The following is a 22,191-nucleotide window of genomic DNA, read 5'->3' on the forward strand; positions in this document are numbered from 1 at the left end:
CCGTGCCCGTGAAGCTGCTTCCCCTCCGTACCGGGGTCCGCTGGAAGATCGCCGTCGCCATCGCGGCGGTCGGCGCCCTCATCGCGATCACCCTGAGCGTCGTCGTGCACAACGCCGCCCGCATCTCGATGCTCGACAACGCGCGCGAGGTGCAGATGGAGCGGCTGCTCTTCGCCCAGCGGATGTACGAGACCTCGAAGCCGAAGGAGCCCCGCTTCGGCACGAAGATCAACGACCCGGCGCTGCCGTCCCAGCTGCACCAGCTGATGCGGGACAAGCGGCGCGGGACGTACGTGCAGGAGCACCGGCACGGCGGGCCGCCGGACGTGTGGGCGGCCGTGCCGCTCGCCAACGGCGACGTCCTCTCGCTGCACATCCCCTTCGCCGACCGCAGCGCGACGATCATGAACGATCTGGACCGGGCCCTCGTCATCGGCTCGGTGTCGGTGGTCTTCGGCGGCTGCGCGCTCGGCGTCCTCATCGGCGGGCAGCTGTCGCGGCGGCTGCGGAAGGCCGCCGTCGCGGCCGGGCGGGTGGCCCAGGGCAACACGGACGTACGGGTGCGGGACGCCGTCGGCGGAGTCGTACGGGACGAGACCGACGACCTGGCGTGGGCGGTGGACGCCCTGACCGACGCCCTGAACGAGCGGATCGAGGCCGAGCGGCGGGTCACCGCCGACATCGCGCACGAGCTGCGCACCCCCGTCACCGGGCTGCTCACGGCGGCCGAGCTGCTGCCGCCGGGGCGTCCGACCGAGCTCGTGCGGGACCGGGCGCAGGCCATGCGGACGCTGGTCGAGGACGTCCTGGAGGTGGCCCGGCTCGACAGCGCCTCGGAGCGGGCCGAGCTCCAGGAGATCGCGCTCGGCGAGTTCGTGGAGCGGCGGGTGCGGGCCCTGGACCCGGAGGTCGTCGTCCGGGTCGTCCACGAGTCCTGGGTGAACACCGATCCGCGCCGCCTGGAGCGGGTCCTGGGCAATCTCCTCGCCAACGCGGCCAAGCACGGCAAGCCGCCGGTCGAGGTCACCGTCGAGGGCCGGGTGGTCCGCGTCCGCGACCACGGGCCGGGCTTCCCGGAGGCGCTGCTCAAGGAGGGCCCGAGCCGCTTCCGTACGGGGACGAGCGACCGCGCGGGCCAGGGCCACGGCCTGGGCCTGACGATCGCGGCGGGCCAGGCGCGGGTCCTCGGCGCCCGGCTGACCTTCCGGAACGTGGCCTCGGAGGGGGCCCCGGAGGGGGTGGGCGGCGCCATCGCGGTGCTGTGGCTGCCGGACCACGCGCCGACGAACACGGGCAGCTTCCCGATCCTGCGGCTGCCGGACTGACGGGGTACGGGGAAGGGGCCGGGTCCATGAACAGGACCCGGCCCCTTTCGCGTACGTACTGCTGGTGTCAGACCGTCTCGGCGACCTTCGGCGCGTCGTCGCCGGACTCCGCCTTCGGGGCCGCGGCCGGTCCGGCGCCGCGGAGCAGCACCTCCTTGACGAAGAAGGCGAGGAGGAAGCCGAGGACGGCGACGGCCGAGGCGAGCAGGAAGGCGCTGTGCGTGCCGGAGGCCACCGCGTGCTGGTAGGCCTCGCGGAGCGCGGCCGGCAGCTTGGCGAGGCTCGCCGCGTCGAGCTGGGCGGTGCGCTCGGTGAGCCCGCCCCCGCCGCGGGAGGCCATCTCGTCCTGGACGCGGCCGGTGAAGAGCGCGCCCATGATCGCGACGCCGAAGGAGGAGCCGAGCGTCCGGAAGAGGGTGGTGGAGGAGGAGGCGACGCCCATGTCCTTCATCTCCACGCTGTTCTGGGCGACCAGCATGGTGATCTGCATGAGGAATCCCATGCCGGCGCCGAGGACGGCCATCCAGACGCCGGAGACGAGGCGCGAGGTGCCGGTGTCCATCGTGGAGAGCAGGAAGAGGCCGGCGACCATGAGCGCGCCGCCCGCGATCGGGAAGATCTTGTACTTGCCGGTGTTGGTGGTGACGCGGCCGACGAGCAGCGAGACGACCATCATCGACATCAGCATCGGCAGGAGCAGCAGGCCGGAGTTGGTGGCCGAGGCGCCCTGGACGGACTGCTGGAAGATCGGCAGGTAGAGGACCGCGCCGAACATCACGAAGCCGGTGATGAAGCCGATCAGGGACATCAGGGTGAAGTTGCGGCTGCGGAAGATGTGCAGCGGCATGATCGGGTCGCTCGCCCGGGACTCCACGAGGACGAAGGCGGCGAGCGCGGCGACGCCGCCGACGATGAGGCCGACGATGGTGGCCGAGCCCCAGGCGTACTCCGTGCCGCCCCAGGTGGTGACGAGGACGATCGCGGTGATGCCGGCGGTCAGCAGCGCGGCGCCGAGGAAGTCGATCCGGGTGCCCGTGGCGCGCTGCTTCTTCGGCAGGTGCAGGACGGTGGTGAGCATGGCGAGGGCGACGATGCCGAGCGGCAGGTTGATGTAGAAGGACCAGCGCCAGCCCCAGTGGTCGGTGATGGTGCCGCCGACGAGGGGGCCGCCGATCATGGCGAGGGCCATGATTCCGGCCATCATGCCCTGGTACTTGCCGCGCTCTCGGGGCGGGATCAGGTCGCCGATGATCGCCATGACGCCGACCATGAGGCCGCCGGCGCCGAGGCCCTGGATGGAGCGGAAGCCGATGAGCTGGCCCATGTCCTGGGCCATGCCGCTGAGCGCCGAGCCGATCAGGAAGATCACGATCGAGGTGAGGAAGACGCCCTTGCGGCCGAACATGTCGCCGAGCTTGCCCCAGAGGGGGGTGGAGGCGGCGGTGGCCAGGGTGTAGGCGGTGACGACCCAGGAGAGGTGTTCGAGGCCGCCGAGCTCGCCGACGATCGTCGGCATCGCGGTGCCGATGATCATGTTGTCGAGCATCGCGAGCAGCATCGCGATCATGAGGGCGAGGAGGACGACGCGTACGCTGCGCGGCTGCGGGTCCGAGGCCTCCCCTTCTGCTGCTTGAACGTTCTGTTTCGTCGCCATGTCGTTCCCTTACTTGCCGCCCGGCTAGTTACTACACTGGGACGGTAGGCCCGTAACTAGCCGGGCGTCAAGTAAGTTTTCTGGAAAGCGAGACCCGTCATGGCCCGAGGCAACACACGCCAGCGCATCCAGGACGTGGCTCTCGAACTCTTCGCCGAGCAGGGCTACGAGAAGACCTCGCTGCGCGAGATCGCGGAACGGCTGGACGTCACGAAGGCGGCGCTCTACTACCACTTCAAGACCAAGGAAGACATCATCATCGGGATCTTCCAGGACCTGGCACGCCCGATCGACGAGCTGGTCGCCTGGGCGGGCGAGCAGCCGCGCACCCTGGAGACCAAGCGGGAGATCCTGCGCCGCTACCAGAAGGCCCTGCTCGCCGCGGCCCCGCTGTTCCGCTTCATGCACGAGAACCAGGCGACCGTGCGGGACCTGAGCATCGGGCTCACCTTCAAGGAGCGCTTCCTCGCGCTCAACAAGTTCGTCCAGGAGCCCGACGCCCCGGTGAAGGACAAGGTCCGCGCCGTGAGCGCGGTGTTCGCGCTGCACGCCGGGACCTTCTTCATGGAAAACATCGAGGGCGACACCGAGGAGAAGCAGGAAGCCGTCCTCGAGGTCGCCCTCGATCTGATCGAGCAGGCCGAGCAGGCCTGAGCTACGGGGTGGGTCAGACGCCGACGCCGTGGGCCCGCAGGAAGACCATCGGGTTGACGGCGGAGCCGTAGTTCGGGGTCGTACGGATCTCGAAGTGCAGGTGCGGGCCGGAGGAGTTGCCGGTGTTGCCCGAGAGGGCGATCTGCTGGCCGGCGCCGACCGTCTGGCCGATGTGGACCTGGATCAGCGACAGGTGGGCGTACTGGGAGTACGTGCCGTTGGCGTGCTTGATGACGATCGCGTTGCCGTACGCGGGGCCGTCGCCGCCGCCGTTCGGGCCGGCCTTCACGACGGTGCCGGCGGCCGCGGCGTGGACCGGGGTGCCGACCGGGACGGCGAAGTCCTGGCCGGAGTGCTTGTGGGCCCACATGGCGCCGCCCTGGTTGAAGCTGGCGCTGAGGGCGTACACGGTGACCGGCTTGACCCAGGCCGGGGTCGCCTTCTTGACGGCCTTCACCGGGGCGGCCTTCACGGCGGAGGCCTTGGCGACGGCGGCCTTCACCTGAGCGGCGAGGTGGGCCTGGGCGTCGGCCTGGGCGGCGACGGCGGCGGACGCGGTGAGCGCGGCCGGGGCGGTGGCCACCTTGCCCTCGGCGGCGAAGGCGGACCCTGCTCCGGCCACCAGCGACGCACCCAGACCCGCGGCGGCGAGAGCGACGGCGGTGATGCGGGCGGCGGGGTTCATGACGCGCTTCGACATACGGGGGAAGACCTCCGGGAAGTACGGGACCCGACGCGGACGGTGCTCTGCGCCGGGCTTGCTCATCCTTGGTAACCCGACCCCCAGCCCATCCCAAAACACCCCATCTACGACATTGCGTCGTAGCGATCTCCAGGGAAGTTCACCTCTTGACGCCCCCGGAGGGACCTCGCGAAATCGGACATACCGACACAAGAGAATCGGTTTACGCGCACGTCGCCGGGGCCCGGAACCGCCCGAAACGCCGCCCGACGCCCGGTTCGGGACCCCCTGGGACCAAGGTCCCGGTAGTTGACACCGAAACGTCCCTAATTGGGGTTAAAGGTCGCCACTATTCCAGTTAGTACCCCCCGAAACGCCTGTGCGCCTTGTCACCAGCGCCCGCCCCCGAATGGGACCTGGGTCACGCAACCGAGCCGCCCCGAACACCGTCCCGCACTACGCTGACCACTTCGGGAATCCGGGGAATCCAGGGGGGACCACACATGGAACCGGCACTCATCGGCATGCGCCTCGCCTCGTCCGCGATCGGCCCCATGCTGAAGAAACTGCTGGTCAGCGACGGACCAGGCGCCGGCCTCCCCGGCCCGTCGGGCGCGATCCGACTCTCCTCCCTGGTCTCCTTCCGCGGCGAGAAGCGCACGCTCACGGAGAAGGACGTCCGCAAGCTGGCGAAGACCCTCGTCGAGCGGTCCTCGGGCGGGAACGGCGAGCCCCCCTTCCCCGCCGACGAGACCGAGGCCGTCACCGACGCCCTCGCCCGCACCCTCCTCGCCCTCGGCGATCTCGACATGGACGACGCCCAGGCCGTCCGCCTCGGCCACCGCGACCTCGCCCGCCGCCTGCGCACCGCCGCCCCGGCCCCGGACGGCCTCTCCACGGACTCGGGCCTCTACCTGGAGTCCCTGACCGAATGGGCCTGCCTCCACATCCTGGAGTTCTTCACCCAGCGCTCGACGTTCGTGGCGCGCAGCCTGGTGGAACAGACCCGGGGACAGGCGGAGCTCCTCGCGAAGATGGACGAGGTCATCCGCCGGACACCACGGGGGGACTCGCGTGACGCGGACTTCGAGCGCCGCTACCTGGAGCACCTGGCGAAGAAACACGGCCGCCTCACCATCTACGGCATCGACCTCCACCACTCCCCGGACCGGTGGCCGCTCGACCTCGCCTACCTGTCCCTGGAGGCGACGGGCTCGGGCGAAACACCCGTGCCGGACGAGACGGGACCCTTGCGGGAACAGTCCCTCCGCGCCGACCTCGCCCTCTCCCGCCACGACAAGGTCCTGCTCCGCGGCCTCGCGGGCTCCGGCAAGACGACGCTCGTCCAGTGGCTGACGGTCTCGGCGGCGACGGAGGGGGGCGTGGCTACCGGGGCGCGCGCGAACGCTGTGGCTACCGGGGCGCGCGCGAACGCTGTGGCTACCGGGGCGCGCGCGAACGCTGTGGCTGCCGGGGCGCGCGCGAACGCTGTGGCTGCCGGGGCGCGCACGGACGCTGTGGCTGCCGGGGCGCGCACGGACGGCATGGCGTACCTCCGGGGCCGCATCCCCTTCGTCCTCCCCCTCCGCGCCCTCACCCGCCACGGCGAGCGGCTCCCCGCCCCCGACCGGTTCCTCCCCGCCGCCGGCTGCCCGCTCACCCCGCCGGAGGGATGGGTCGACCGCGTCCTGTCCGCCGGCCGGGGCCTCGTCCTCGTCGACGGCATCGACGAGATCCCCGAGGTCGAGCGGGGCAGGGCCCGCGAGTGGCTCCGAAGCCTCCTGGACTCGTACGAGGGCAACCGCTGGCTCGTCACCTCGCGCCCCACCGCCGTACGCGACGACTGGCTGGCCGGGGACGGCTTCACCGAGCTGACCCTCTCCCCCATGACCCGCACCGAGGTCGCCACCTTCGTACGCCGCTGGCACCGGGCCGCCGGGCCCGAGGCCGAGCCGTACGAGCAGCCGCTCCTCGACGCGCTCCGCACCGCCGAGCACGTCGCCCAGCTCGCCACCAACCCCCTCATGTGCGGGCTCATCTGCGCCCTGCACCGCGACCGGCGCGGCTTCCTCCCGCGCGGCCGCAGGGCCCTCTACGAGGCCGCCCTCTCCATGCTCCTCGCGCGCCGCGACCGCGAGCGGGACATGGGCGCCCCGTCCGGCATCGCCCTCGACGAGGCCCCCCAGATCCAGCTGGTCCAGCGCCTCGCGTACTGGCTGACGCTCAACGGCCGCACCCAGCTGGACCGGTCCCACGCGGAGTCGCTCGTACGGGAGGCGGTCCCGGCGGTCCAGGAGGCCGCGCAGTATCCGCCGGAGAAGGTCTTCACCCACCTCCTCCACCGCAGCGGCCTCCTCCGCGAGCCGACCGAGGACACCGTCGACTTCGTCCACCGCACCTTCCAGGACTACCTGGCCGCCAAGGCCCTGGTGGACCGCTGGGACATCGGCGTCCTGGTCGGCCACGCCGCCGACGACCAGTGGGAGGACGTCATCCGCATGGCGGTGGGGCACGCCAGGCCGCGCGAGTGCGCGGAGATCCTGGAAGAGCTGCTGAAGGCGGCGGACGCGGCCGTGAACCGCCGGGCCCAGCTGCGCATCCTGCTCCTGGCGGCGACGGCCCTCGATCACGCGACGGAGGTGTCACCGGAGGTACGGGAGCGGGTCCTGGCCCGCACGGCGGAGGTGATCCCGCCCCGCACACCGGCGGAGGCCCGCGAGCTGGCGGGGGTGGGCCGGCTGGTGCTCGACCTGCTGCCGGGCCCGGAGGGGCTGAGCGACGAGGAGGCCCAGATGGTGGTGACGGCGGCCACCCACGTCGCCTCCGACGCGGCAATCCCCTACCTGGCCCGCTTCGCCGGCCCCTCCGCCCTCCAGGCGCGGTCCCAGCTGATGTGGGGATGGTCCCGCTTCGACACGGAGCAGTACGCCGAGGAGATCATCGCGAGACTCGACCCGGACGAGCTCTACTACACCGTCACGGACGACGAGCAAGCCGCCGCACTGGTGCGGCTCGGTCTGCGGCCCGAGACCCTGGACATCAGGGCGGGGGTCACCGAGCGCGGCTTCGCCTGCCTCGGCCCTCTGCTGCCCGCCCTGCGAGGGCTCAGGCTGCTCGGCGACCATGACGGTCACCCGACGCTCCACGCCCTGGCAGCTCTGCGGTTGCCGCGGATGGAGGACCTCATGCTGGAGGTCGGACCCGACGGTCCTCCCTTCCGTCTGATCGCCGCCGCCTTCCCCCACCTGCGCGGCCTCTCGCTCCTCCTCTACACGGATGCCGACGCCCCGTGGGACGTGACCTCCCTCGCGCCCCTTCGCGAACTGGAAGAACTGTTCGTCACGGCGGGAAACGTCGAGCTCACCGGCGTCGAGCACCTCCCGCCGGACATCACCATCATCGCGTGACGCGAAAGGGGCGGTCCCGGAACCCTTCAGGTTCCGGGACCGCCCCTTACCGCTCAGCGCTCAGCGCGTGGGTCACGCTTCCTTCGAGAGGTTCGGGCCCGTGCCGCCCGTGGCCTCGATCGGCGGGGCGTCCGGGAGGGACGTCTTCTCCTCGCCGCGGAAGGTGAACTTGCGCTCCTCGCCCTCGCCCTCGGTGTCCACGACCACGATGTGACCGGGGCGCAGCTCGCCGAAGAGGATCTTCTCGGAGAGGGTGTCCTCGATCTCGCGCTGGATCGTCCGGCGCAGCGGCCGGGCGCCCATCACGGGGTCGTAGCCCTTCTTCGCGAGGAGTTCCTTCGCGGACTGGGAGAGCTCGATGCCCATGTCCCGGTCCTTGAGGCGCTCGTCGACGCGGCTGATCATCAGGTCGACGATCTGGAGGATGTCGTCCTGGGTCAGCTGCGGGAAGACGATGATGTCGTCCACACGGTTGAGGAACTCCGGGCGGAAGTGCTGCTTCAGCTCGTCGCTGACCTTCGCCTTCATCCGCTCGTAGTTGGACTTCGTGTCGCCCTGGGCGGCGAAGCCCAGGTTGAAGCCCTTCGAGATGTCCCTGGTCCCGAGGTTGGTGGTCATGATGATGACCGTGTTCTTGAAGTCCACGACCCGGCCCTGGGAGTCGGTCAGGCGACCGTCCTCCAGGATCTGGAGAAGGGAATTGAAGATATCGGGGTGGGCCTTCTCGACCTCGTCGAAGAGGACGACGGAGAACGGCTTGCGGCGCACCTTCTCGGTGAGCTGGCCGCCCTCTTCGTAGCCGACGTATCCGGGCGGCGAACCGAAGAGACGGGAAACCGTGTGCTTCTCGCTGAACTCCGACATGTCGAGGGAGATCATCGCGTCCTCGTCGCCGAAGAGGAATTCGGCGAGCGCCTTCGAAAGCTCGGTCTTACCGACGCCGGACGGACCGGCGAAGATGAACGAGCCACCGGGGCGCTTCGGGTCCTTCAGACCCGCACGGGTGCGGCGGATGGCCCGCGAGAGGCCGATGACGGCGTCCTTCTGGCCGATGACGCGCTTGTGGAGCTCGTCCTCCATGCGGAGCAGACGCGAGGACTCCTCCTCGGTCAGCTTGAAGACCGGGATGCCGGTGGCGGTCGCGAGGACCTCGGCGATCAGCTCGCCGTCGACCTCGGCGACGACGTCCATGTCGCCGGCCTTCCACTCCTTCTCCCGCTTGGCCTTCGCGGCGAGGAGCTGCTTCTCCTTGTCGCGCAGGGACGCGGCCTTCTCGAAGTCCTGCGAGTCGATCGCGGACTCCTTGTCGCGGCGGACGCCGGCGATCTTCTCGTCGAACTCGCGGAGGTCCGGCGGCGCGGTCATCCGGCGGATGCGCATCCGGGAGCCGGCCTCGTCGATCAGGTCGATCGCCTTGTCCGGGAGGAAGCGGTCCGAGATGTACCGGTCGGCCAGGGTCGCGGCCTGGACGAGGGCCTCGTCGGTGATGGAGACCCGGTGGTGGGCCTCGTACCGGTCGCGCAGACCCTTGAGGATCTCGATCGTGTGCGGCAGCGACGGCTCGGCGACCTGGATGGGCTGGAAGCGGCGCTCCAGGGCCGCGTCCTTCTCCAGGTACTTGCGGTACTCGTCGAGCGTGGTGGCACCGATGGTCTGGAGCTCACCGCGGGCCAGCATCGGCTTGAGGATGCTGGCGGCGTCGATCGCGCCCTCGGCGGCGCCCGCACCCACGAGGGTGTGGAGCTCGTCGATGAACAGGATGATGTCGCCGCGGGTGCGGATCTCCTTGAGGACCTTCTTCAGGCGCTCCTCGAAGTCACCGCGGTAGCGGGAGCCGGCGACCAGCGCGCCGAGGTCCAGGGTGTAGAGGTGCTTGTCCTTGAGGGTCTCGGGCACCTCGCCCTTGACGATGGCCTGCGCCAGGCCCTCGACGACGGCGGTCTTGCCGACGCCGGGCTCGCCGATGAGGACCGGGTTGTTCTTCGTGCGGCGGGACAGCACCTGCATGACCCGCTCGATCTCCTTCTCGCGCCCGATGACCGGGTCGAGCTTGGATTCGCGGGCCGCCTGGGTGAGGTTGCGGCCGAACTGGTCGAGGACCAGGGACGTCGAGGGGGTGCCCTCGGCAGGGCCGCCGGCCGTGGCGGCTTCCTTGCCCTGGTAGCCGGAGAGCAGCTGGATGACCTGCTGCCGCACCCGGTTGAGGTCGGCGCCCAGCTTCACGAGGACCTGGGCGGCGACGCCCTCGCCCTCGCGGATCAGGCCGAGCAGGATGTGCTCGGTGCCGATGTAGTTGTGGCCGAGCTGGAGGGCCTCACGGAGCGAGAGCTCCAGGACCTTCTTGGCACGCGGGGTGAAGGGGATGTGCCCGGACGGGGCCTGCTGCCCCTGCCCGATGATCTCCTCAACCTGCTGGCGGACCGCCTCGAGCGAAATCCCGAGGCTCTCCAGGGCCTTAGCGGCGACACCCTCACCCTCGTGGATAAGGCCCAGAAGGATGTGCTCGGTGCCGATGTAGTTGTGGTTGAGCATCCGGGCTTCTTCCTGAGCCAGGACGACAACCCGCCGCGCGCGGTCGGTGAACCTCTCGAACATCGTTAATCGCTCCTCAGAGCGGTCAGTCAGTTAGGGGTCGATCCCCTCCCTGTCCTTCCGCAGCTTAGTCCCGCAAGCGGGGACCGCTCATTCCAACTGCCGACATCCGTCCGGATCACCCCCCTTCTCAGTGGGGAGACCTGCTGCCGAACAGCCGACAAATGCTCCAACCCGATGGTGCGAGACGATGTTCCCGCAGGCCAAGTAGTTACCCGCGCCTTGAGTACGCCGATGGCGAACGTGAGACGCCGAAGCCCGCGAGTCGCCCCTCTCCACTAGGAATGTCTTACCCGTAAGCACTGACACTCCATGCGGCGCACCCCGGTTCCCTCCGCTACCAGCGAACACCCTCGCGCTGCCGAATGCACGCGTACGCCTCATCACGGACACCTTGCGCGCTCGTCGGGGGACTCCGTGTCACCGCGGGCGTAACCAACGCGCCCTCTCGGGAGTTCCCCCGGTATGGCCGTCACCGTCCCGCTGCCCCGCACGCCGCCCGAGGGCGGGATCGCGCGGTGGTACGAGGACGAGCTCGGCTGGGCCACGGTGGCGGGTCCGCCGGTGGGCCTGGTGACCGGGCTGCGGTTCGACGTCCTGGAGCTGCCCGCGGCGGCCGGCCCGGGCGTGCTGCGCCGGATGGGCGCGGCGACGGGTCCGGTGGCCCTGTTCGGACACCGGGTGGGGCTGCTCGTGGCCGCGGGGAGCGCGGAGGAGCTGCCGGGGCTGCTCGACTGGCTGGAGTGGGGCGGGATCTCGCTGGATCTCACGGCCCTCGGTGCCGACGGCCGGATGCCCGCGCCCCTTCCCCCGGGACGGGGTGGATCCGGCGCGCCGGGCGCCGCGGTGTGGCTGCGGGCGCCCGCGCCGGGTCGCGAGGTCGAGTCCTCGCTGCCGGCGTTGCGGTCCGCGCCGTGGGGCGTTGCGGATGCCCCGTGTCTGGTGCGTCTCGTGGCCGCCGCCGCCGCGGAGTGCCATCGGGTGCGGCTGCTGAGTGCCCGGGTCGGCGGGGCCTCTCAGCAGCTGTCGCCTCAGCGGTTCGCGTCCTCGTAGGCGGCCTTGATGTCGGCGGGAACGCGACCGCGGTCGTTGACGTTGAGGCCGTTCTCCTTGGCCCACGCGCGGATCTTCGCGGTGTCCTGGCTGCCCGTCGCCACGGCGCGGCCCTTGCCGCGGCCGCCGGTGGTGCGGCCGCCGGTGCGGCGGCCACTCGTGGTGTACGGCTCGAGCAGGCCACGGAGCTTTTCCGCGTTGGCGGTGGTGAGGTCGATCTCGTAGGTCTTGCCGTCCAGCGCGAACGTCACGGTCTCGTCCGCCTCGACGCCGTCGAGGTCGTCGACAAGAAGGACCTGAACCTTCTGTGCCACCGGATTTCCTTTCATCGAAAATGCAGTACGCGGAAAGGAAACCGCTTTTCCCGGAAAAACACAAACCCCTGGGAGAGGTTCAGAACCCGGGGAACGCGGGAAACGTGCGCGATTCGGACATAGGGTTCCGCGAGAGGCTCCCCGGGCTTCCCCGTCACAGGTGCAGAAGCATCCGGCTGTTGCCCAAGGTGTTCGGCTTCACTCGTTCGAGACCGAGGAACTCGGCGACTCCCTCGTCATAGGAACGGAGGAGCTCGCTGTAGACATCTCCGTCGACCGGGGTCTCGCCGATCTCGACGAAGCCGTGCTTCGCGAAGAAGTCGACTTCGAAGGTCAGGCAGAATACCCGCCGCACCCCGAGCCATCGGGCGGTGTGCAACAACTTGTCCAGCACCTGATGTCCGACGCCGGCGCCCTTGAAGTCGGGATCGACGGCGAGAGTGCGGACTTCGGCGAGGTCTTCCCACATGACGTGGAGTGCGCCGCAGCCGACGACGACGGCGTCCTCGTCGCGTTCCGCGACCCAGAACTCCTGGATGGACTCGTAAAGGGTCACGGTCGCCTTGTCGAGCAGGATGCCGCGCTGCACGAAAGGATCGACGAGACGACGGATCGCGGCCACATCGGTGGTGCGGGCCCTGCGTACGGTGACGGCTTTGGCGGAGGTCGACATGGGGGGACGCTATCGCTACGGGCGGGGCGTCCCTTCCTCACCCTCGTTCTCCCGCGGGGCGGCCGGGAGAGGGGTGTCGCGCTGGACGATCCGGATGGCGTCGTTCAGCGACTCGCGCTGTTCCGGCGACATCATCCCGAAGAAGGCGACGAGGGCCGCGGCGGGGTTGTCGCTCTGCGCCCAGGCCTCGTTCATCAGCGCGGCGGAGTAGGCGGCGCGGGTGGAGACCGCCGTATATCGATAGGCGCGGCCTTCGACCTCCCTGCGGACCCAGCCCTTCTGGTGGAGATTGTCCATGACGGTCATGACGGTGGTGTAGGCGATGGACCGTTCCTGCTGAAGGTCCTCCAGGACTTCCCGGACGGTGACCGGGCGGTTCCATTGCCAGACGCGCGTCATCACCGCGTCTTCGAGTTCTCCCAGGGGGCGGGGCACAATGCCACCTTAGTGCGGGAAGCGGTGATAAACGGCTATTTACGCTCGGAGAACGACAAAAGGGTGCACGACCGGAAGCGGTCGCGCACCCTCGGTGCTGCGGTACGGGGCGGGCCGGGACCCTCGTCAGGAACCGTCCGCCTGGCGGGCCGCCTCGGCGCGGGCGAGGGCGGCGTCCACGACCGCGTCCTCCTTGGCCTTGTTCGGGCCGCCCTGGCTCTTGACGATCGTGACGACGAGGCCGATGAAGAAGACGGCCATCACGACGGGGGGCAGGAGCGCGGATACGTATTCCATGCCGTCCAGAGTAGCTATCCGGCGACCCGCTCCTCGGGCGGGGGCGGCGGAACGGGCCTTCGGCGCGGCGGGAAGACCTCGGAGGGCTTGGGCACCGGGCGCTCGGCCGGGGCGGGCGGCTTCGGCCGGGGCTCGTCGGCCGCCGCGCGCCCGCCGGGCAGCGCGAGCAGCCGGGCCCGGGAGGGGGAGGGCGCGGTCGGGGCGGTGGCCTGGGAGACCCGGGCCAGGCGCGCGCGCACGGAGCGCTCGGCGAGGACCTGGCAGCGGGCGAGCAGCTCGGCGGCGGCCGGGTTGTGGCGCAGCGCGCGCAGGGCGGCGAGGTCGTCGGCGCCGGGGTCGTAGCCGGCGGCCAGCGCGTCCTTGAGGAGCTCCAGGTAGCCGCCGAGGGAACCGGGCAGCGCCTCGCGGTAGCGGGCCAGGTCGTCGAGGAGGAAGGCGCGCAGCCGGCCGGCCTCGCGTACCGCCTCGTCCACGGAGTCGGCCAGGCGCAGGCAGTCCTGGACGTCCTCGTCCTGGAGGCGGGCAGGGTGGAGGGCGATGGCGAGGGCACGGCGGAGCACACGCAGCTCGTCCGCGCTGAACGCCATGCCGCCGCGGGGTCCGTATGGCGTGGGCATGGGCCGACGATACGCGCTAATCGGACAATTTCCGCTTAGCGATCATTCCGGCGCGCCGGAATGATCGCCCCCGCTCACGGGGCGCGCCTACATGCGGGCGACGTTCCGCTCGTAGACCAGGCGCAGGCCGATCAGGGTCAGCCAGGGCTCGTGCTCGTCGATCTCCTTCGAGTCGCCGAGGACCATCGGCGCCAGGCCGCCGGTCGCGATCACGGTGACGTCGGAGGGGTCGCCCTTCGGGCCGACCAGTTCCCGCTTCATCCGGGCCACCACGCCGTCGACCTGGCCCGCGTACCCGAAGACGATGCCCGACTGCATGGCCTCGACCGTGTTCTTGCCGATCACGCTGCGCGGGCGGGCCAGCTCGATCTTGCGGAGCATCGCGCCCTTGACGCCCAGCGCCTCCACCGAGATCTCGATGCCCGGCGCGATCGCCCCGCCCGCGTACTCGCCGCGCACGGTGATCGCGTCGTACGTCGTCGCCGTGCCGAAGTCCACGACGATCGCCGGACCGCCGTACAGCTCGACGGCCGCGACCGCGTTGATGATGCGGTCGGCGCCGACCTCCTTGGGGTTGTCCGTGAGGATCGGCACCCCCGTCCTGACGCCCGGCTCCACGAGGACCGCCGGCACGTCCCCGTAGTACCGGCGGGTCACCTCGCGCAGCTCGTGCAGCACCGAGGGGACCGTCGCGCAGATGGCGATCCCCTCGATGCCGTCGCTCAGCTCGACGCCGAGCAGCGGGTGCATGCCCATGAGGCCCTGGAGCAGGACCGCCATCTCGTCGGCGGTGCGGCTCGGGTCCGTGGAGATCCGCCAGTGCTCGACGATCTCCTCGCCGTCGAAGAGACCGAGCACCGTGTGCGTGTTGCCGACGTCGATGGTGAGCAGCATCAGGCCCGCACCTCGCGCAGGTCGAGGCCGATGTCGAGGATCGGGGAGGAGTGGGTGAGGCCGCCGACCGCCAGGTAGTCGACGCCGGTCGACGCGTACGCCGCGGCGTTCTCCAGGGTCAGCCGGCCCGAGGACTCCAGGACGGCGCGGCCCGCGACCAGCGCGACGGCCTCCTCGGTCTCCATCGGGGTGAAGTTGTCGAGCAGGATCAGGTCGGCGCCCGCGTCAAGGACCTCGCGGACCTGGTGCATCGTGTCGACCTCGACCTCGATCGGCACCTCCGGGAACAGCTCGCGGACGGCCTTGAAGGCCTCGGCGACGCCGCCGGCGGCCACCACGTGGTTGTCCTTGACCAGGGCGGCGTCGGAGAGCGACATGCGGTGGTTGACGCCGCCGCCGCAGCGGACCGCGTACTTCTCCAGGGCGCGCAGGCCCGGCGTCGTCTTGCGGGTGTCGCGGACCTTCGCGTTCGTGCCCTCCAGGGCGTCCGCCCACGCGCGCGTGGCGGTGGCGATGCCGGAGAGGCGGCACAGGATGTTGAGCGCGCTGCGCTCGCCGGTGAGCAGGTCGCGGGTGCGGGAGGTGACGCTGAGGAGCACCTGCCCGGCCTCGACGCGCTCGCCGTCCTCGACGTGCCGCTCGACCTCGAACTCGTCCGTGCAGACGATCGACAGGACGGCCTCGGCGATCCGCAGACCGGCCACGACACCGGCCTCGCGGGCGGTGAAGTCGGCGGTGGCGACGGCGTCCTCGGGGACGGTCGCCACGGTCGTCACGTCGACCCCGCCGTCGAGGTCCTCGGCGATCGCGAGGTGGGCGATGTCCTCGACCTGGATCGGGTCGAGACCGGCGTCGGCGAGCAGCTGCGCGAGGGCGGGGTCGAGACCGCACTCGAACTCCTCGCCGCCGCCGCAGCCGCAGCCGTCGCCGCAGCCGCCGGGCTCCTCCTCGGAGGAGACCGCGTTGATCTGGATGAGAGGGACGTCCACGGGCTCGGGACGGGCTTCCTCGGGCGTGCTCACTTACGGCTCCCTGGGTGCGTCGAGGGTGGGGGGGAAGTCGGCGGTGTCGGTGGTGCGGACGTCGAGCGTCCGCTCCGGGGTGAGGCGGACGACCAGGTGCCTGCGCCAGTGCGCGTCGTCCCGGTCGGGGCGGTCCTCGCGCCAGTGGCAGCCGCGGGTCTCCTCGCGGCGGCGGGCCGCCGCGACCAGGACCCGGGCGACGCACAGCAGGTTCGTGGTCTCCCAGGAGTCCACGCCGGGCTCGCCCGCCTTGCTGTCGTCGTCGCCGCCCGCCACGGCGTCGCCGTGCAGGGCTTCGAGGGCCTCGGCGGCCTCCCGCAGGCTGGCCTCCGAGCGGAGCACGCCCGCGCCGGCCGTCATGATCCGCTGGATACGGGCCCGGGCACCGGCCACGGGCAGCGGCAGGGTCACCGGGGCCGGGTGCGCCACCGGGGCGCCCGGCACGCGCGGGGCCGCGGCCGTGATGTCCTCGGCGATCCGCTCGGCGAAGACCAGGCCCTCCAGGAGCGAGTTCGAGGCGAGCCGGTTGGCGCCGTGGACGCCCGTGCAGGCGACCTCCCCGCATGCGTACAGGCCCGGCACGGTGGTCCGGCCGGACAGGTCGGTGCGGACGCCGCCGGAGGCGTAGTGGGCGGCGGGGGCGACCGGGATCGGCTCCGTCACCGGGTCGATGCCGTGGGAACGGCAGGCCGCCAGGATCGTCGGGAAGCGCTCCGCCCACATCTCGGCGCCGAAGTGACGGCCGTCGAGGTACATGTGGTCGGTGCCGTTCTCCTGCATCCGGCGGGTGATCGCCTTGGCGACGATGTCCCGGGGCGCGAGCTCGGCCAGCTCGTGCTGCCCCAGCATGAAGCGGACCCCGTCGGCGTCGACCAGGTGGGCGCCCTCGCCCCGTACCGCCTCGGAGACCAGCGGCTGCTGGCCCTCGGAGCCGGCCCCGAGGAAGAGCACCGTGGGGTGGAACTGGACGAACTCCAGGTCGGAGACCTCGGCCCCGGCGCGCAGCGCCAGCGCGACGCCGTCGCCGGTGGAGACGCCCGGGTTGGTGGTGGCGGAGAAGACCTGGCCCATGCCGCCGGTGGCGAGGACCACCGCGGGCGCGTGGACGGCGCCGACGCCGTCGTGCTGCCCCTCGCCCATGACGTGCAGGGTCACGCCCGCCGTACGGCCCTCGGCGTCGTGGAGGAGGTCCAGGACGAGGGCGTGCTCGATGAAGCGCACGCCCCGGTCCCGTATCGCCTCGACCAGGGCGCGGGAGATCTCGGCGCCGGTCGCGTCCCCGCCCGCGTGGGCGATCCGGCGGCGGTGGTGGCCGCCCTCCCGGGTCAGCGCGATCTCGCCGTCGGAGGTCTTGTCGAAGTCGGCGCCGGTCGAGATCAGGCGGCGGACGGCGTCCGGGCCCTCCGTGACCAGGGCCCGCACGGCGCTCTCGTCGCACAGCCCGGCACCGGCGACGAGGGTGTCGTCGAGGTGCTGCTCGGGGGTGTCGCCCTCGCCGAGCGCGGCCGCGATGCCGCCCTGCGCCCAGCGGGTGGAGCCGTCGTCGAGGTTGGCCTTGGTGACCACGACCGTACGGAGTCCGGCGGCGGTGCAGCGCAGGGCGGCGGTGAGGCCCGCGACCCCGGAGCCGACCACGACGACGTCGGCGTCGATGGCCCAGCCCGGTGCGGGCGCGTGCAGCCGTATTCCGGTCACTTGGCGGCTCCGAAGGTCAGGGGGATGTTGTCGATGAGCCGCGTGCTCCCCACGCGCGCGGCGACGGCGAGGATCGCCTCCCCGTCGTGGCCGTCGGCGACCTCGGTGAAGTCGGCCGGGTCCACGAGGGCCAGGTAGTCCAGGGTGAGCGGCGGCTCGGCCTTGGCCGCCTCGTCGAGGACGGCGCGGGCGGCGGCCCGTACGGCATCGGCGCAGCCGCCCTCGGCGGCCTGCGCGAGCGCGTGGGCGTCGGCGGCGGCCCGGGCCTCGCCGATCCGGGAGAGCGCCTCGGCGCGGTCCTGGGTGCCGGGCAGGGCCTCGGCCCGCGCGCGCAGCGCCTCCTGGGCGGCGAGCCGCTCGCGGGCCGCGAACAGCGCGCGGGACAGCGCGAGGGCCGTCCGGCGCTCCCCCGCCGACAGGTAGCGGTTGCGGCTGGAGAGGGCCAGGCCGTCGGTCTCGCGGACGGTCTCCACGCCGACGATCTCGACGGGGAAGTTCAGGTCCTCGACCATGCGGCGGATCAGGGCCAGCTGCTGGGCGTCCTTCTGGCCGAAGAAGGCCAGGTCGGGCGCGGTGAGGTGGAGCAGCTTGGCGACGACGGTCAGCACGCCGTCGAAGTGGCCGGGCCGTGAGGCGCCTTCGAGCCGCTCGCCCATGGGGCCGGCGGTGATCCGGACCTGCGGCTCGCCGCCCGGGTAGACCTCGTCGACGGAGGGCGCGAAGACGACGCTCGCGCCCGCGTCGAGGGCCAGCTCCAGGTCGGCGTCGAGGGTGCGGGGGTAGCGGTCGAGGTCCTCGCCGGCGCCGAACTGCAGCGGGTTGACGAAGACGGTGACGACGACGAAGCCCTTGTCGCCCACGCGCTCGCGTGCGGCCCGGATCAGGGTGGCGTGCCCCTCGTGGAGGGCGCCCATGGTCATGACGACGGCGGTGTGGCCGGGCACGCTCCCGTGGGCGACCGCGTCCGCGAGGTCCTCGGCCGTGGGGACCAGCTCCGCCGGCTCGTGGCGCACGGGGCCGCCTTCGGCGCGCTTGCTGGCGAACGGGCTCATCGGTCATCTCCTTGCGGTCCGTCGGCGGGGCCGGCGGGGTGGGCGGCTCCGCTCGCCGTCTCGGCGAGCACGCCCAGCAGGTCCTCGGCCAGCTCGGGCTTGAGCAGGCCGTGCGCGAGCGCCCGGTCGGCGGTCGTGCGGGCCATCGCCAGATAGCCGGCGACGGTGCCGGGCGCGTGCTTGCGCAGCTCGGCGACGTGGGCGGCGACCGTGCCGGCGTCACCGCGCGCGACGGGGCCGGTGAGGGCCGCGTCCCCGGACCGCAGGGCGTTGTCCAGGGCGGCGCCCAGGAGCGGGCCCAGCATGCGGTCGGGGGCGGCGACACCGGCCTTGTGGAGCAGCTCCATCGACTGGGCCACCAGGGTGACCAGGTGGTTCGCGCCGAGGGCCAGGGCCGCGTGGTAGAGCGGCCGGGCCTCCTCCGCGATCCACTCGGGCTCGCCGCCCATCTCGATCACCAGCGCCTCGGCGGCGAGCCGCAGCTCCTCGGGCGCGGTCACCCCGAAGGAGCAGCCGGCGAGCCGCTGGACGTCGACGGCGGTGCCGGTGAAGGTCATGGCGGGGTGCAGGGCGAGCGGCAGGGCGCCGGCCCGGCGGGCGGGGTCGAGGACCCTGGCCCCGTACCGCCCGGAGGTGTGCACGAGCAGCTGCCCCGGCCGTACGGCCCCGGTGTCGGCGAGGCCCTCGACCAGGCCCGGCAGCGCGTCGTCCGGCACGGTCAGCAGGACCAGGTCGGCGAGGGCGAGGACGCGGGCGGGCTCGACGACGGGGACGTCGGGCAGGAGCTCGGCGGCGCGGCGCCGGGAGGCGTCGGAGACCGCCGAGACGGCGACGGGGCGGTGTCCGGCGAGCCGGAGCGAGGCGGCGAGGGCGGGTCCCACCCGGCCTGCGCCGACGACTCCGACGGTGAGCCGGGCGGGTCGGTCCTCGGCCCGGGGCTCCGATGCTCTGGGCTCTGGCGCTGCTGGTGCGTTCACGGTGGGGACGGCCTTCCGTTCCAGTCCTCGGCGGGTACCGGACGATTTCTGGTCATGCTACGCCAGCGTTTCGCGGCGCCCCGCGGGCTGTCCACAGGGTGTGGGCGGTGGTGTGATGATCGGCCCATGAATCCTGAGACTCCTGTGGACACCCCGGTGGACACCCCCGTCGAGACTCCTGCGGAGACTCCTGTGGACGAGGAAGCGGTCCGGCTCCACCGGGCCAGGGTGTGGGGCGCCGCCGAACGCCGGCTGTGGCACACCTCCGTGGACGGCACCGTCGGGTCGCGCCTGCGCGAACTGGCCGCCTGGGCGGAGGCCGCCGGCCACGCGGACGCCATGCCCGACACGTACGGGAACGGGCTCGTGGAGGAGCTGGAGCGGCGCGTCGCCGAGGAGCTCGGGCTCCCCGCCGCCGTCTTCTTCCCGACCGGCACCATGGCCCAGCAGGTGGCGCTGCGCTGCTGGGCCGGGCGCACCGGCAGCCCCGTCGTCGCCCTCCACCCGCTCGCCCACCCCGAGGTCCACGAGGGCGGGGCGTTCGGGGTCGTCTCCCGGCTCCGTACGGTCCACCCGACCGGCGCGCCCCGGCTGCCGACCGCCGAGGAGGTGCGGGACCACCCGGAGCCCTTCGGGACGCTGATGCTGGAGCTGCCCCTGCGGGACGCCGGCTTCGTGCTGCCCTCCTGGGAGGAGCTGACGGAGATGGTGGAGGCGGCCCGGGAGCGGGACGCGGTGGTCCACTTCGACGGGGCCCGGCTGTGGGAGACCACCACGCACTTCGGCCGCGGGCTCCCGGAGATCACGGGGCTCGCCGACAGCGTGTACGTCTCGTTCTACAAGTCCCTCGGCGGCCTGTCCGGGGCCGCGCTCGCCGGCCCCGAGGACGTCATGGAGGAGGCCAGGGTCTGGCGCCACCGGTACGGCGGAATGGTCTTCCAGCAGTACCCGGCGGCGCTCTCCGCGCTCCGGGGCCTGGACGTCGAACTGCCCCGGCTGCCCTCGTACGTGGCGCATGCGCGCGTGGTGGCCGCCGCGATCCGGGAGGCCTTCGCGGAGGCGGGCACCGGCTGGTCCCGGGTCCACCCGGAGACCCCGCACACCCACCAGTTCCAGGTCTGGCTGCCGTACGACCCCGAGACCCTGACGGCAGCGGCCTTCGCCCAGACGGAGGACACCGGCGCGGCCTTCTTCCGCCGCTGGTTCCCCCCGGCCGCGGGCGGCCCGCCGGGGGTGGCGATGACGGAGGTGACGGTGACGGAACCGGGCCTGGAGTGGACGGCGAAGGACGTGAAGGAGGCCGTACGGGACTTCCTGGCGCGCGTCGAGGGGTGACGGGCCGGGCCTCGGCCGGCAGGCGCGCGCTCTGCCGGGCCTCAGCGCGCGGGGCGCAGCCATCGGAGCAGGGTCGCGCGGACGGCGCCGCGCGCCGGGCGGCCCGCCACCACCCGTGCGAAGCGGCGGCGGTCGCGGAGGGCCCGCAGCAGGGCGAGCTCGTGGGTGCCGGGCTCCGGCGGCATCGGTTCGCCGAGCCGGGCGGCGCGGTGGGCGTCGAAGACGTACTGGTGCAGTGCGTTCATGTCCTCACCGTGCGCCGCTCCGCCGCGGTCCGGCCCGCGGTTTGACGGGGGTCGTCAATCCGGGGCCCGCCGATTGACGACCCCCGTCAAACGGGGAGACGGCTCCCCCGTCCGACCCCTCACCATGGGCGGGTGAGCGTGACCATCGACATCACCGGACTGCCGCACGAGCGGATCACCTTCTGCCCCTCTCCGCTGGCCGAGCTGGGCAACGCCCTGCACGCCCTCGCCGAGCCCGGCCACCACGCGCGGCTGCACGCCTGGACGACCGCCACCTCCGCCGCGCTGAAGCCGGAGCTGGCGGACCGGCTGCACGAGGCCGACTTCATGTGGCGGTCCACCCGCTCCGACTTCCTGCTGCCCGCCCAGCCGCGCGAGACCCTCGCCGAGGAACTGGACGACCTCGACCGCATGGACGACGAGTCGTTCGTCGGCGCGGCCCTGGAGATCTCGTGCAGCAGCCGCTACTCCGAGGGCATCCCGTCCCCGCTGGTCGACGCCGACAGCCGCCGCCGCGCCCTCGACCTGGCCGCCGCGCGCGGACCGCGCCAGTCCGCGTTCGTGGAGCGGATGCTGGCCGATCCCGTCGGCACCCGTGCCTGGATCCGCCGGCTCCTGGAGGACTGCGACGAGGCCTTCTTCGCCGACACCTGGCGCCGCGTCCGGGTCCAGCTCGCCGCCGACGCCCGCCACAAGACGGAGCTGCTGCGCCGCAAGGGCCTGGCCGAGGCGCTCACGGCCGCCTCCCCCGCGCTGAGCCTGGAGGAGGACGGGCGCGGCTCCCGGATCGTCGTCGACAAGCTCGTCCACGGCCGGACGGAGGCCCACGGCTCGGCCGTGACGCTCGTGCCGACCGCGTTCGGCTGGCCGCACCTCTTCGCCATCAGCGCGCCCGGCTGGCAGCCGGTCATCCAGTACCCGGCCGCGGCCCGCGAGGTCGGCGGCACCGAGTCCGTCGAGGCGGTCAAGCTGCGCCTGGAGGCCCTCGCCCACCCGATGCGGATGCGGCTGTGCCGCAACCTGGCGCGCGGCCCGTACTCGACGAGCGAGCTGGCCGACGCGTACGGCATCACCGCCCCCGAGGTCTCCCGGCACCTCGCGGTCCTCAAGAAGGCCGGGCTGACCACCACCCAGCGCCGCGGCCGGTACGTGCTCCACCAGCTCGACTTCTCCGTCGTCGCCCGGCTCGGCAGCGACTTCTTGGAGTCGGTGCTCCGGTAGGGGGCGGGTCAGACCGCTGGGGGGCGGGTCGGACCGCTGGGGGCGGG

General features: G+C 72.2%; 20 protein-coding genes. 6 read left to right on the plus strand and 14 right to left on the minus strand.

Annotation, left to right across the window (positions count from 1 at the left end):
* Window positions 1–8 precede the first annotated feature (8 nt).
* Window positions 9–1,325 (plus strand): two-component system sensor histidine kinase CseC, encoded by a 1,317-nt coding sequence (cseC, locus tag ACH4TP_RS36670; protein WP_389237623.1) that lies wholly within the window; start codon window positions 9–11, stop codon window positions 1,323–1,325.
* 67 nt (window positions 1,326–1,392) lie between these two features.
* On the opposite strand, the gene ACH4TP_RS36675 is transcribed toward cseC, so the two are convergent.
* Window positions 1,393–2,979, minus strand: coding sequence for an MDR family MFS transporter (locus tag ACH4TP_RS36675; protein ID WP_398440304.1), 1,587 nt, complete (start codon window positions 2,977–2,979; stop codon window positions 1,393–1,395).
* A gap of 99 nt (window positions 2,980–3,078) precedes the next feature.
* On the opposite strand from ACH4TP_RS36675, the gene ACH4TP_RS36680 reads away from it, so the two are divergent.
* Window positions 3,079–3,633 (plus strand): TetR/AcrR family transcriptional regulator, encoded by a 555-nt coding sequence (locus ACH4TP_RS36680; RefSeq protein WP_389237619.1) that lies wholly within the window; start codon window positions 3,079–3,081, stop codon window positions 3,631–3,633.
* 13 nt (window positions 3,634–3,646) lie between these two features.
* On the opposite strand, the gene ACH4TP_RS36685 is transcribed toward ACH4TP_RS36680, so the two are convergent.
* Complete coding sequence (locus ACH4TP_RS36685; RefSeq protein ID WP_398440305.1) at window positions 3,647–4,333, minus strand: M23 family metallopeptidase; 687 nt, start codon at window positions 4,331–4,333, stop codon at window positions 3,647–3,649.
* A gap of 485 nt (window positions 4,334–4,818) precedes the next feature.
* Here ACH4TP_RS36685 and ACH4TP_RS36690 point away from each other — a divergent pair, with 485 nt between their 5' ends.
* The gene (locus ACH4TP_RS36690) at window positions 4,819–7,722 is read left to right on the plus strand and encodes an NACHT domain-containing protein (protein ID WP_398440306.1); all 2,904 of its coding nucleotides are present in this window, start codon (window positions 4,819–4,821) and stop codon (window positions 7,720–7,722) included.
* A gap of 72 nt (window positions 7,723–7,794) precedes the next feature.
* Here the strand turns inward: ACH4TP_RS36690 and ACH4TP_RS36695 are convergent, their stop codons facing one another.
* Window positions 7,795–10,317 (minus strand): ATP-dependent Clp protease ATP-binding subunit, encoded by a 2,523-nt coding sequence (locus tag ACH4TP_RS36695; protein WP_398191027.1) that lies wholly within the window; start codon window positions 10,315–10,317, stop codon window positions 7,795–7,797.
* A gap of 462 nt (window positions 10,318–10,779) precedes the next feature.
* Here ACH4TP_RS36695 and ACH4TP_RS36700 point away from each other — a divergent pair, with 462 nt between their 5' ends.
* Window positions 10,780–11,367: an SCO3374 family protein gene (locus ACH4TP_RS36700; RefSeq protein WP_389237611.1), complete on the plus strand. Its 588-nt coding sequence runs from the start codon at window positions 10,780–10,782 to the stop codon at window positions 11,365–11,367.
* Here the strand turns inward: ACH4TP_RS36700 and ACH4TP_RS36705 are convergent.
* From ACH4TP_RS36705 to ACH4TP_RS36750, 10 genes are all read right to left on the minus strand, one after another.
* Window positions 11,346–11,681, minus strand: a complete 336-nt coding sequence (locus tag ACH4TP_RS36705) for an Lsr2 family protein (protein ID WP_388859161.1) — start codon at window positions 11,679–11,681, stop codon at window positions 11,346–11,348. The two genes, ACH4TP_RS36700 and ACH4TP_RS36705, sit on opposite strands and share 22 nt — an antisense overlap.
* 154 nt (window positions 11,682–11,835) lie before the next feature.
* Entirely contained in the window at window positions 11,836–12,354 is a 519-nt protein-coding gene (locus ACH4TP_RS36710; RefSeq protein WP_389237609.1) for an amino-acid N-acetyltransferase, read from the minus strand.
* A gap of 15 nt (window positions 12,355–12,369) precedes the next feature.
* The gene (locus ACH4TP_RS36715; RefSeq protein WP_398440307.1) at window positions 12,370–12,789 is read right to left on the minus strand and encodes a BlaI/MecI/CopY family transcriptional regulator; all 420 of its coding nucleotides are present in this window, start codon (window positions 12,787–12,789) and stop codon (window positions 12,370–12,372) included.
* Window positions 12,790–12,915: 126 nt separating this feature from the next.
* Complete coding sequence (locus tag ACH4TP_RS36720) at window positions 12,916–13,086, minus strand: hypothetical protein (RefSeq protein ID WP_389237605.1); 171 nt, start codon at window positions 13,084–13,086, stop codon at window positions 12,916–12,918.
* A gap of 14 nt (window positions 13,087–13,100) precedes the next feature.
* Window positions 13,101–13,673 carry a hypothetical protein gene (locus tag ACH4TP_RS36725; protein WP_398440336.1) on the minus strand — a complete coding sequence of 191 codons (573 nt, stop codon included), beginning with the start codon at window positions 13,671–13,673 and terminating at the stop codon, window positions 13,101–13,103.
* 117 nt (window positions 13,674–13,790) lie between these two features.
* Window positions 13,791–14,597 carry a type III pantothenate kinase gene (locus ACH4TP_RS36730; protein WP_389237603.1) on the minus strand — a complete coding sequence of 269 codons (807 nt, stop codon included), beginning with the start codon at window positions 14,595–14,597 and terminating at the stop codon, window positions 13,791–13,793.
* Complete coding sequence (gene nadC, locus ACH4TP_RS36735; protein ID WP_398440308.1) at window positions 14,597–15,619, minus strand: carboxylating nicotinate-nucleotide diphosphorylase; 1,023 nt, start codon at window positions 15,617–15,619, stop codon at window positions 14,597–14,599. The genes ACH4TP_RS36730 and nadC overlap by 1 nt, the downstream gene beginning before the upstream one ends.
* Complete coding sequence (locus ACH4TP_RS36740; protein WP_389237599.1) at window positions 15,620–17,314, minus strand: L-aspartate oxidase; 1,695 nt, start codon at window positions 17,312–17,314, stop codon at window positions 15,620–15,622. It abuts the gene before it with no gap.
* Window positions 17,311–18,366, minus strand: coding sequence for a pantoate--beta-alanine ligase (panC, locus tag ACH4TP_RS36745; protein ID WP_398191034.1), 1,056 nt, complete (start codon window positions 18,364–18,366; stop codon window positions 17,311–17,313). Before panC ends, ACH4TP_RS36740 begins: the two co-directional genes overlap by 4 nt.
* On the minus strand, window positions 18,363–19,343 hold the full coding sequence (locus ACH4TP_RS36750) for a Rossmann-like and DUF2520 domain-containing protein (RefSeq protein ID WP_398191036.1): 981 nt from the start codon (window positions 19,341–19,343) through the stop codon (window positions 18,363–18,365). The genes panC and ACH4TP_RS36750 overlap by 4 nt, the downstream gene beginning before the upstream one ends.
* Before the next feature lie 126 nt (window positions 19,344–19,469).
* Between ACH4TP_RS36750 and ACH4TP_RS36755 the strand changes: the two genes are divergently transcribed.
* A complete protein-coding gene (locus ACH4TP_RS36755) occupies window positions 19,470–20,678 on the plus strand; it encodes a threonine aldolase family protein (protein ID WP_398440309.1) in 1,209 nt (402 codons plus the stop codon).
* 41 nt (window positions 20,679–20,719) lie between these two features.
* On the opposite strand, the gene ACH4TP_RS36760 is transcribed toward ACH4TP_RS36755, so the two are convergent.
* On the minus strand, window positions 20,720–20,923 hold the full coding sequence (locus ACH4TP_RS36760) for a hypothetical protein (protein ID WP_398191042.1): 204 nt from the start codon (window positions 20,921–20,923) through the stop codon (window positions 20,720–20,722).
* Window positions 20,924–21,055: 132 nt separating this feature from the next.
* Here ACH4TP_RS36760 and ACH4TP_RS36765 point away from each other — a divergent pair, with 132 nt between their 5' ends.
* Window positions 21,056–22,144, plus strand: coding sequence for a DUF5937 family protein (locus tag ACH4TP_RS36765; protein ID WP_389237589.1), 1,089 nt, complete (start codon window positions 21,056–21,058; stop codon window positions 22,142–22,144).
* The last annotated feature ends 47 nt before the right edge of the window (window positions 22,145–22,191 follow it).

Source organism: Streptomyces sp. NPDC021012, from assembly GCF_044333355.1.
Classification (GTDB): domain Bacteria; phylum Actinomycetota; class Actinomycetes; order Streptomycetales; family Streptomycetaceae; genus Streptomyces.

What these genes read in the sequence shown, in the direction of transcription:
- ACH4TP_RS36675 (WP_398440304.1), bottom strand. Translation starts at nt 2,979, where the DNA reads ATGGCGACGAAACAGAACGTTCAAGCAGCAGAAGGGGAGGCCTCGGAC.
- ACH4TP_RS36680 (WP_389237619.1), top strand. Translation starts at nt 3,079, where the DNA reads ATGGCCCGAGGCAACACACGCCAGCGCATCCAGGACGTGGCTCTCGAA.
- ACH4TP_RS36685 (WP_398440305.1), bottom strand. Translation starts at nt 4,333, where the DNA reads ATGTCGAAGCGCGTCATGAACCCCGCCGCCCGCATCACCGCCGTCGCT.
- ACH4TP_RS36690 (WP_398440306.1), top strand. Translation starts at nt 4,819, where the DNA reads ATGGAACCGGCACTCATCGGCATGCGCCTCGCCTCGTCCGCGATCGGC.
- ACH4TP_RS36695 (WP_398191027.1), bottom strand. Translation starts at nt 10,317, where the DNA reads ATGTTCGAGAGGTTCACCGACCGCGCGCGGCGGGTTGTCGTCCTGGCT.
- ACH4TP_RS36700 (WP_389237611.1), top strand. Translation starts at nt 10,780, where the DNA reads ATGGCCGTCACCGTCCCGCTGCCCCGCACGCCGCCCGAGGGCGGGATC.
- ACH4TP_RS36710 (WP_389237609.1), bottom strand. Translation starts at nt 12,354, where the DNA reads ATGTCGACCTCCGCCAAAGCCGTCACCGTACGCAGGGCCCGCACCACC.
- ACH4TP_RS36720 (WP_389237605.1), bottom strand. Translation starts at nt 13,086, where the DNA reads ATGGAATACGTATCCGCGCTCCTGCCCCCCGTCGTGATGGCCGTCTTC.
- ACH4TP_RS36725 (WP_398440336.1), bottom strand. Translation starts at nt 13,673, where the DNA reads ATGGCGTTCAGCGCGGACGAGCTGCGTGTGCTCCGCCGTGCCCTCGCC.
- ACH4TP_RS36730 (WP_389237603.1), bottom strand. Translation starts at nt 14,597, where the DNA reads ATGCTGCTCACCATCGACGTCGGCAACACGCACACGGTGCTCGGTCTC.
- panC (WP_398191034.1), bottom strand. Translation starts at nt 18,366, where the DNA reads ATGAGCCCGTTCGCCAGCAAGCGCGCCGAAGGCGGCCCCGTGCGCCAC.
- ACH4TP_RS36755 (WP_398440309.1), top strand. Translation starts at nt 19,470, where the DNA reads ATGAATCCTGAGACTCCTGTGGACACCCCGGTGGACACCCCCGTCGAG.
- ACH4TP_RS36760 (WP_398191042.1), bottom strand. Translation starts at nt 20,923, where the DNA reads ATGAACGCACTGCACCAGTACGTCTTCGACGCCCACCGCGCCGCCCGG.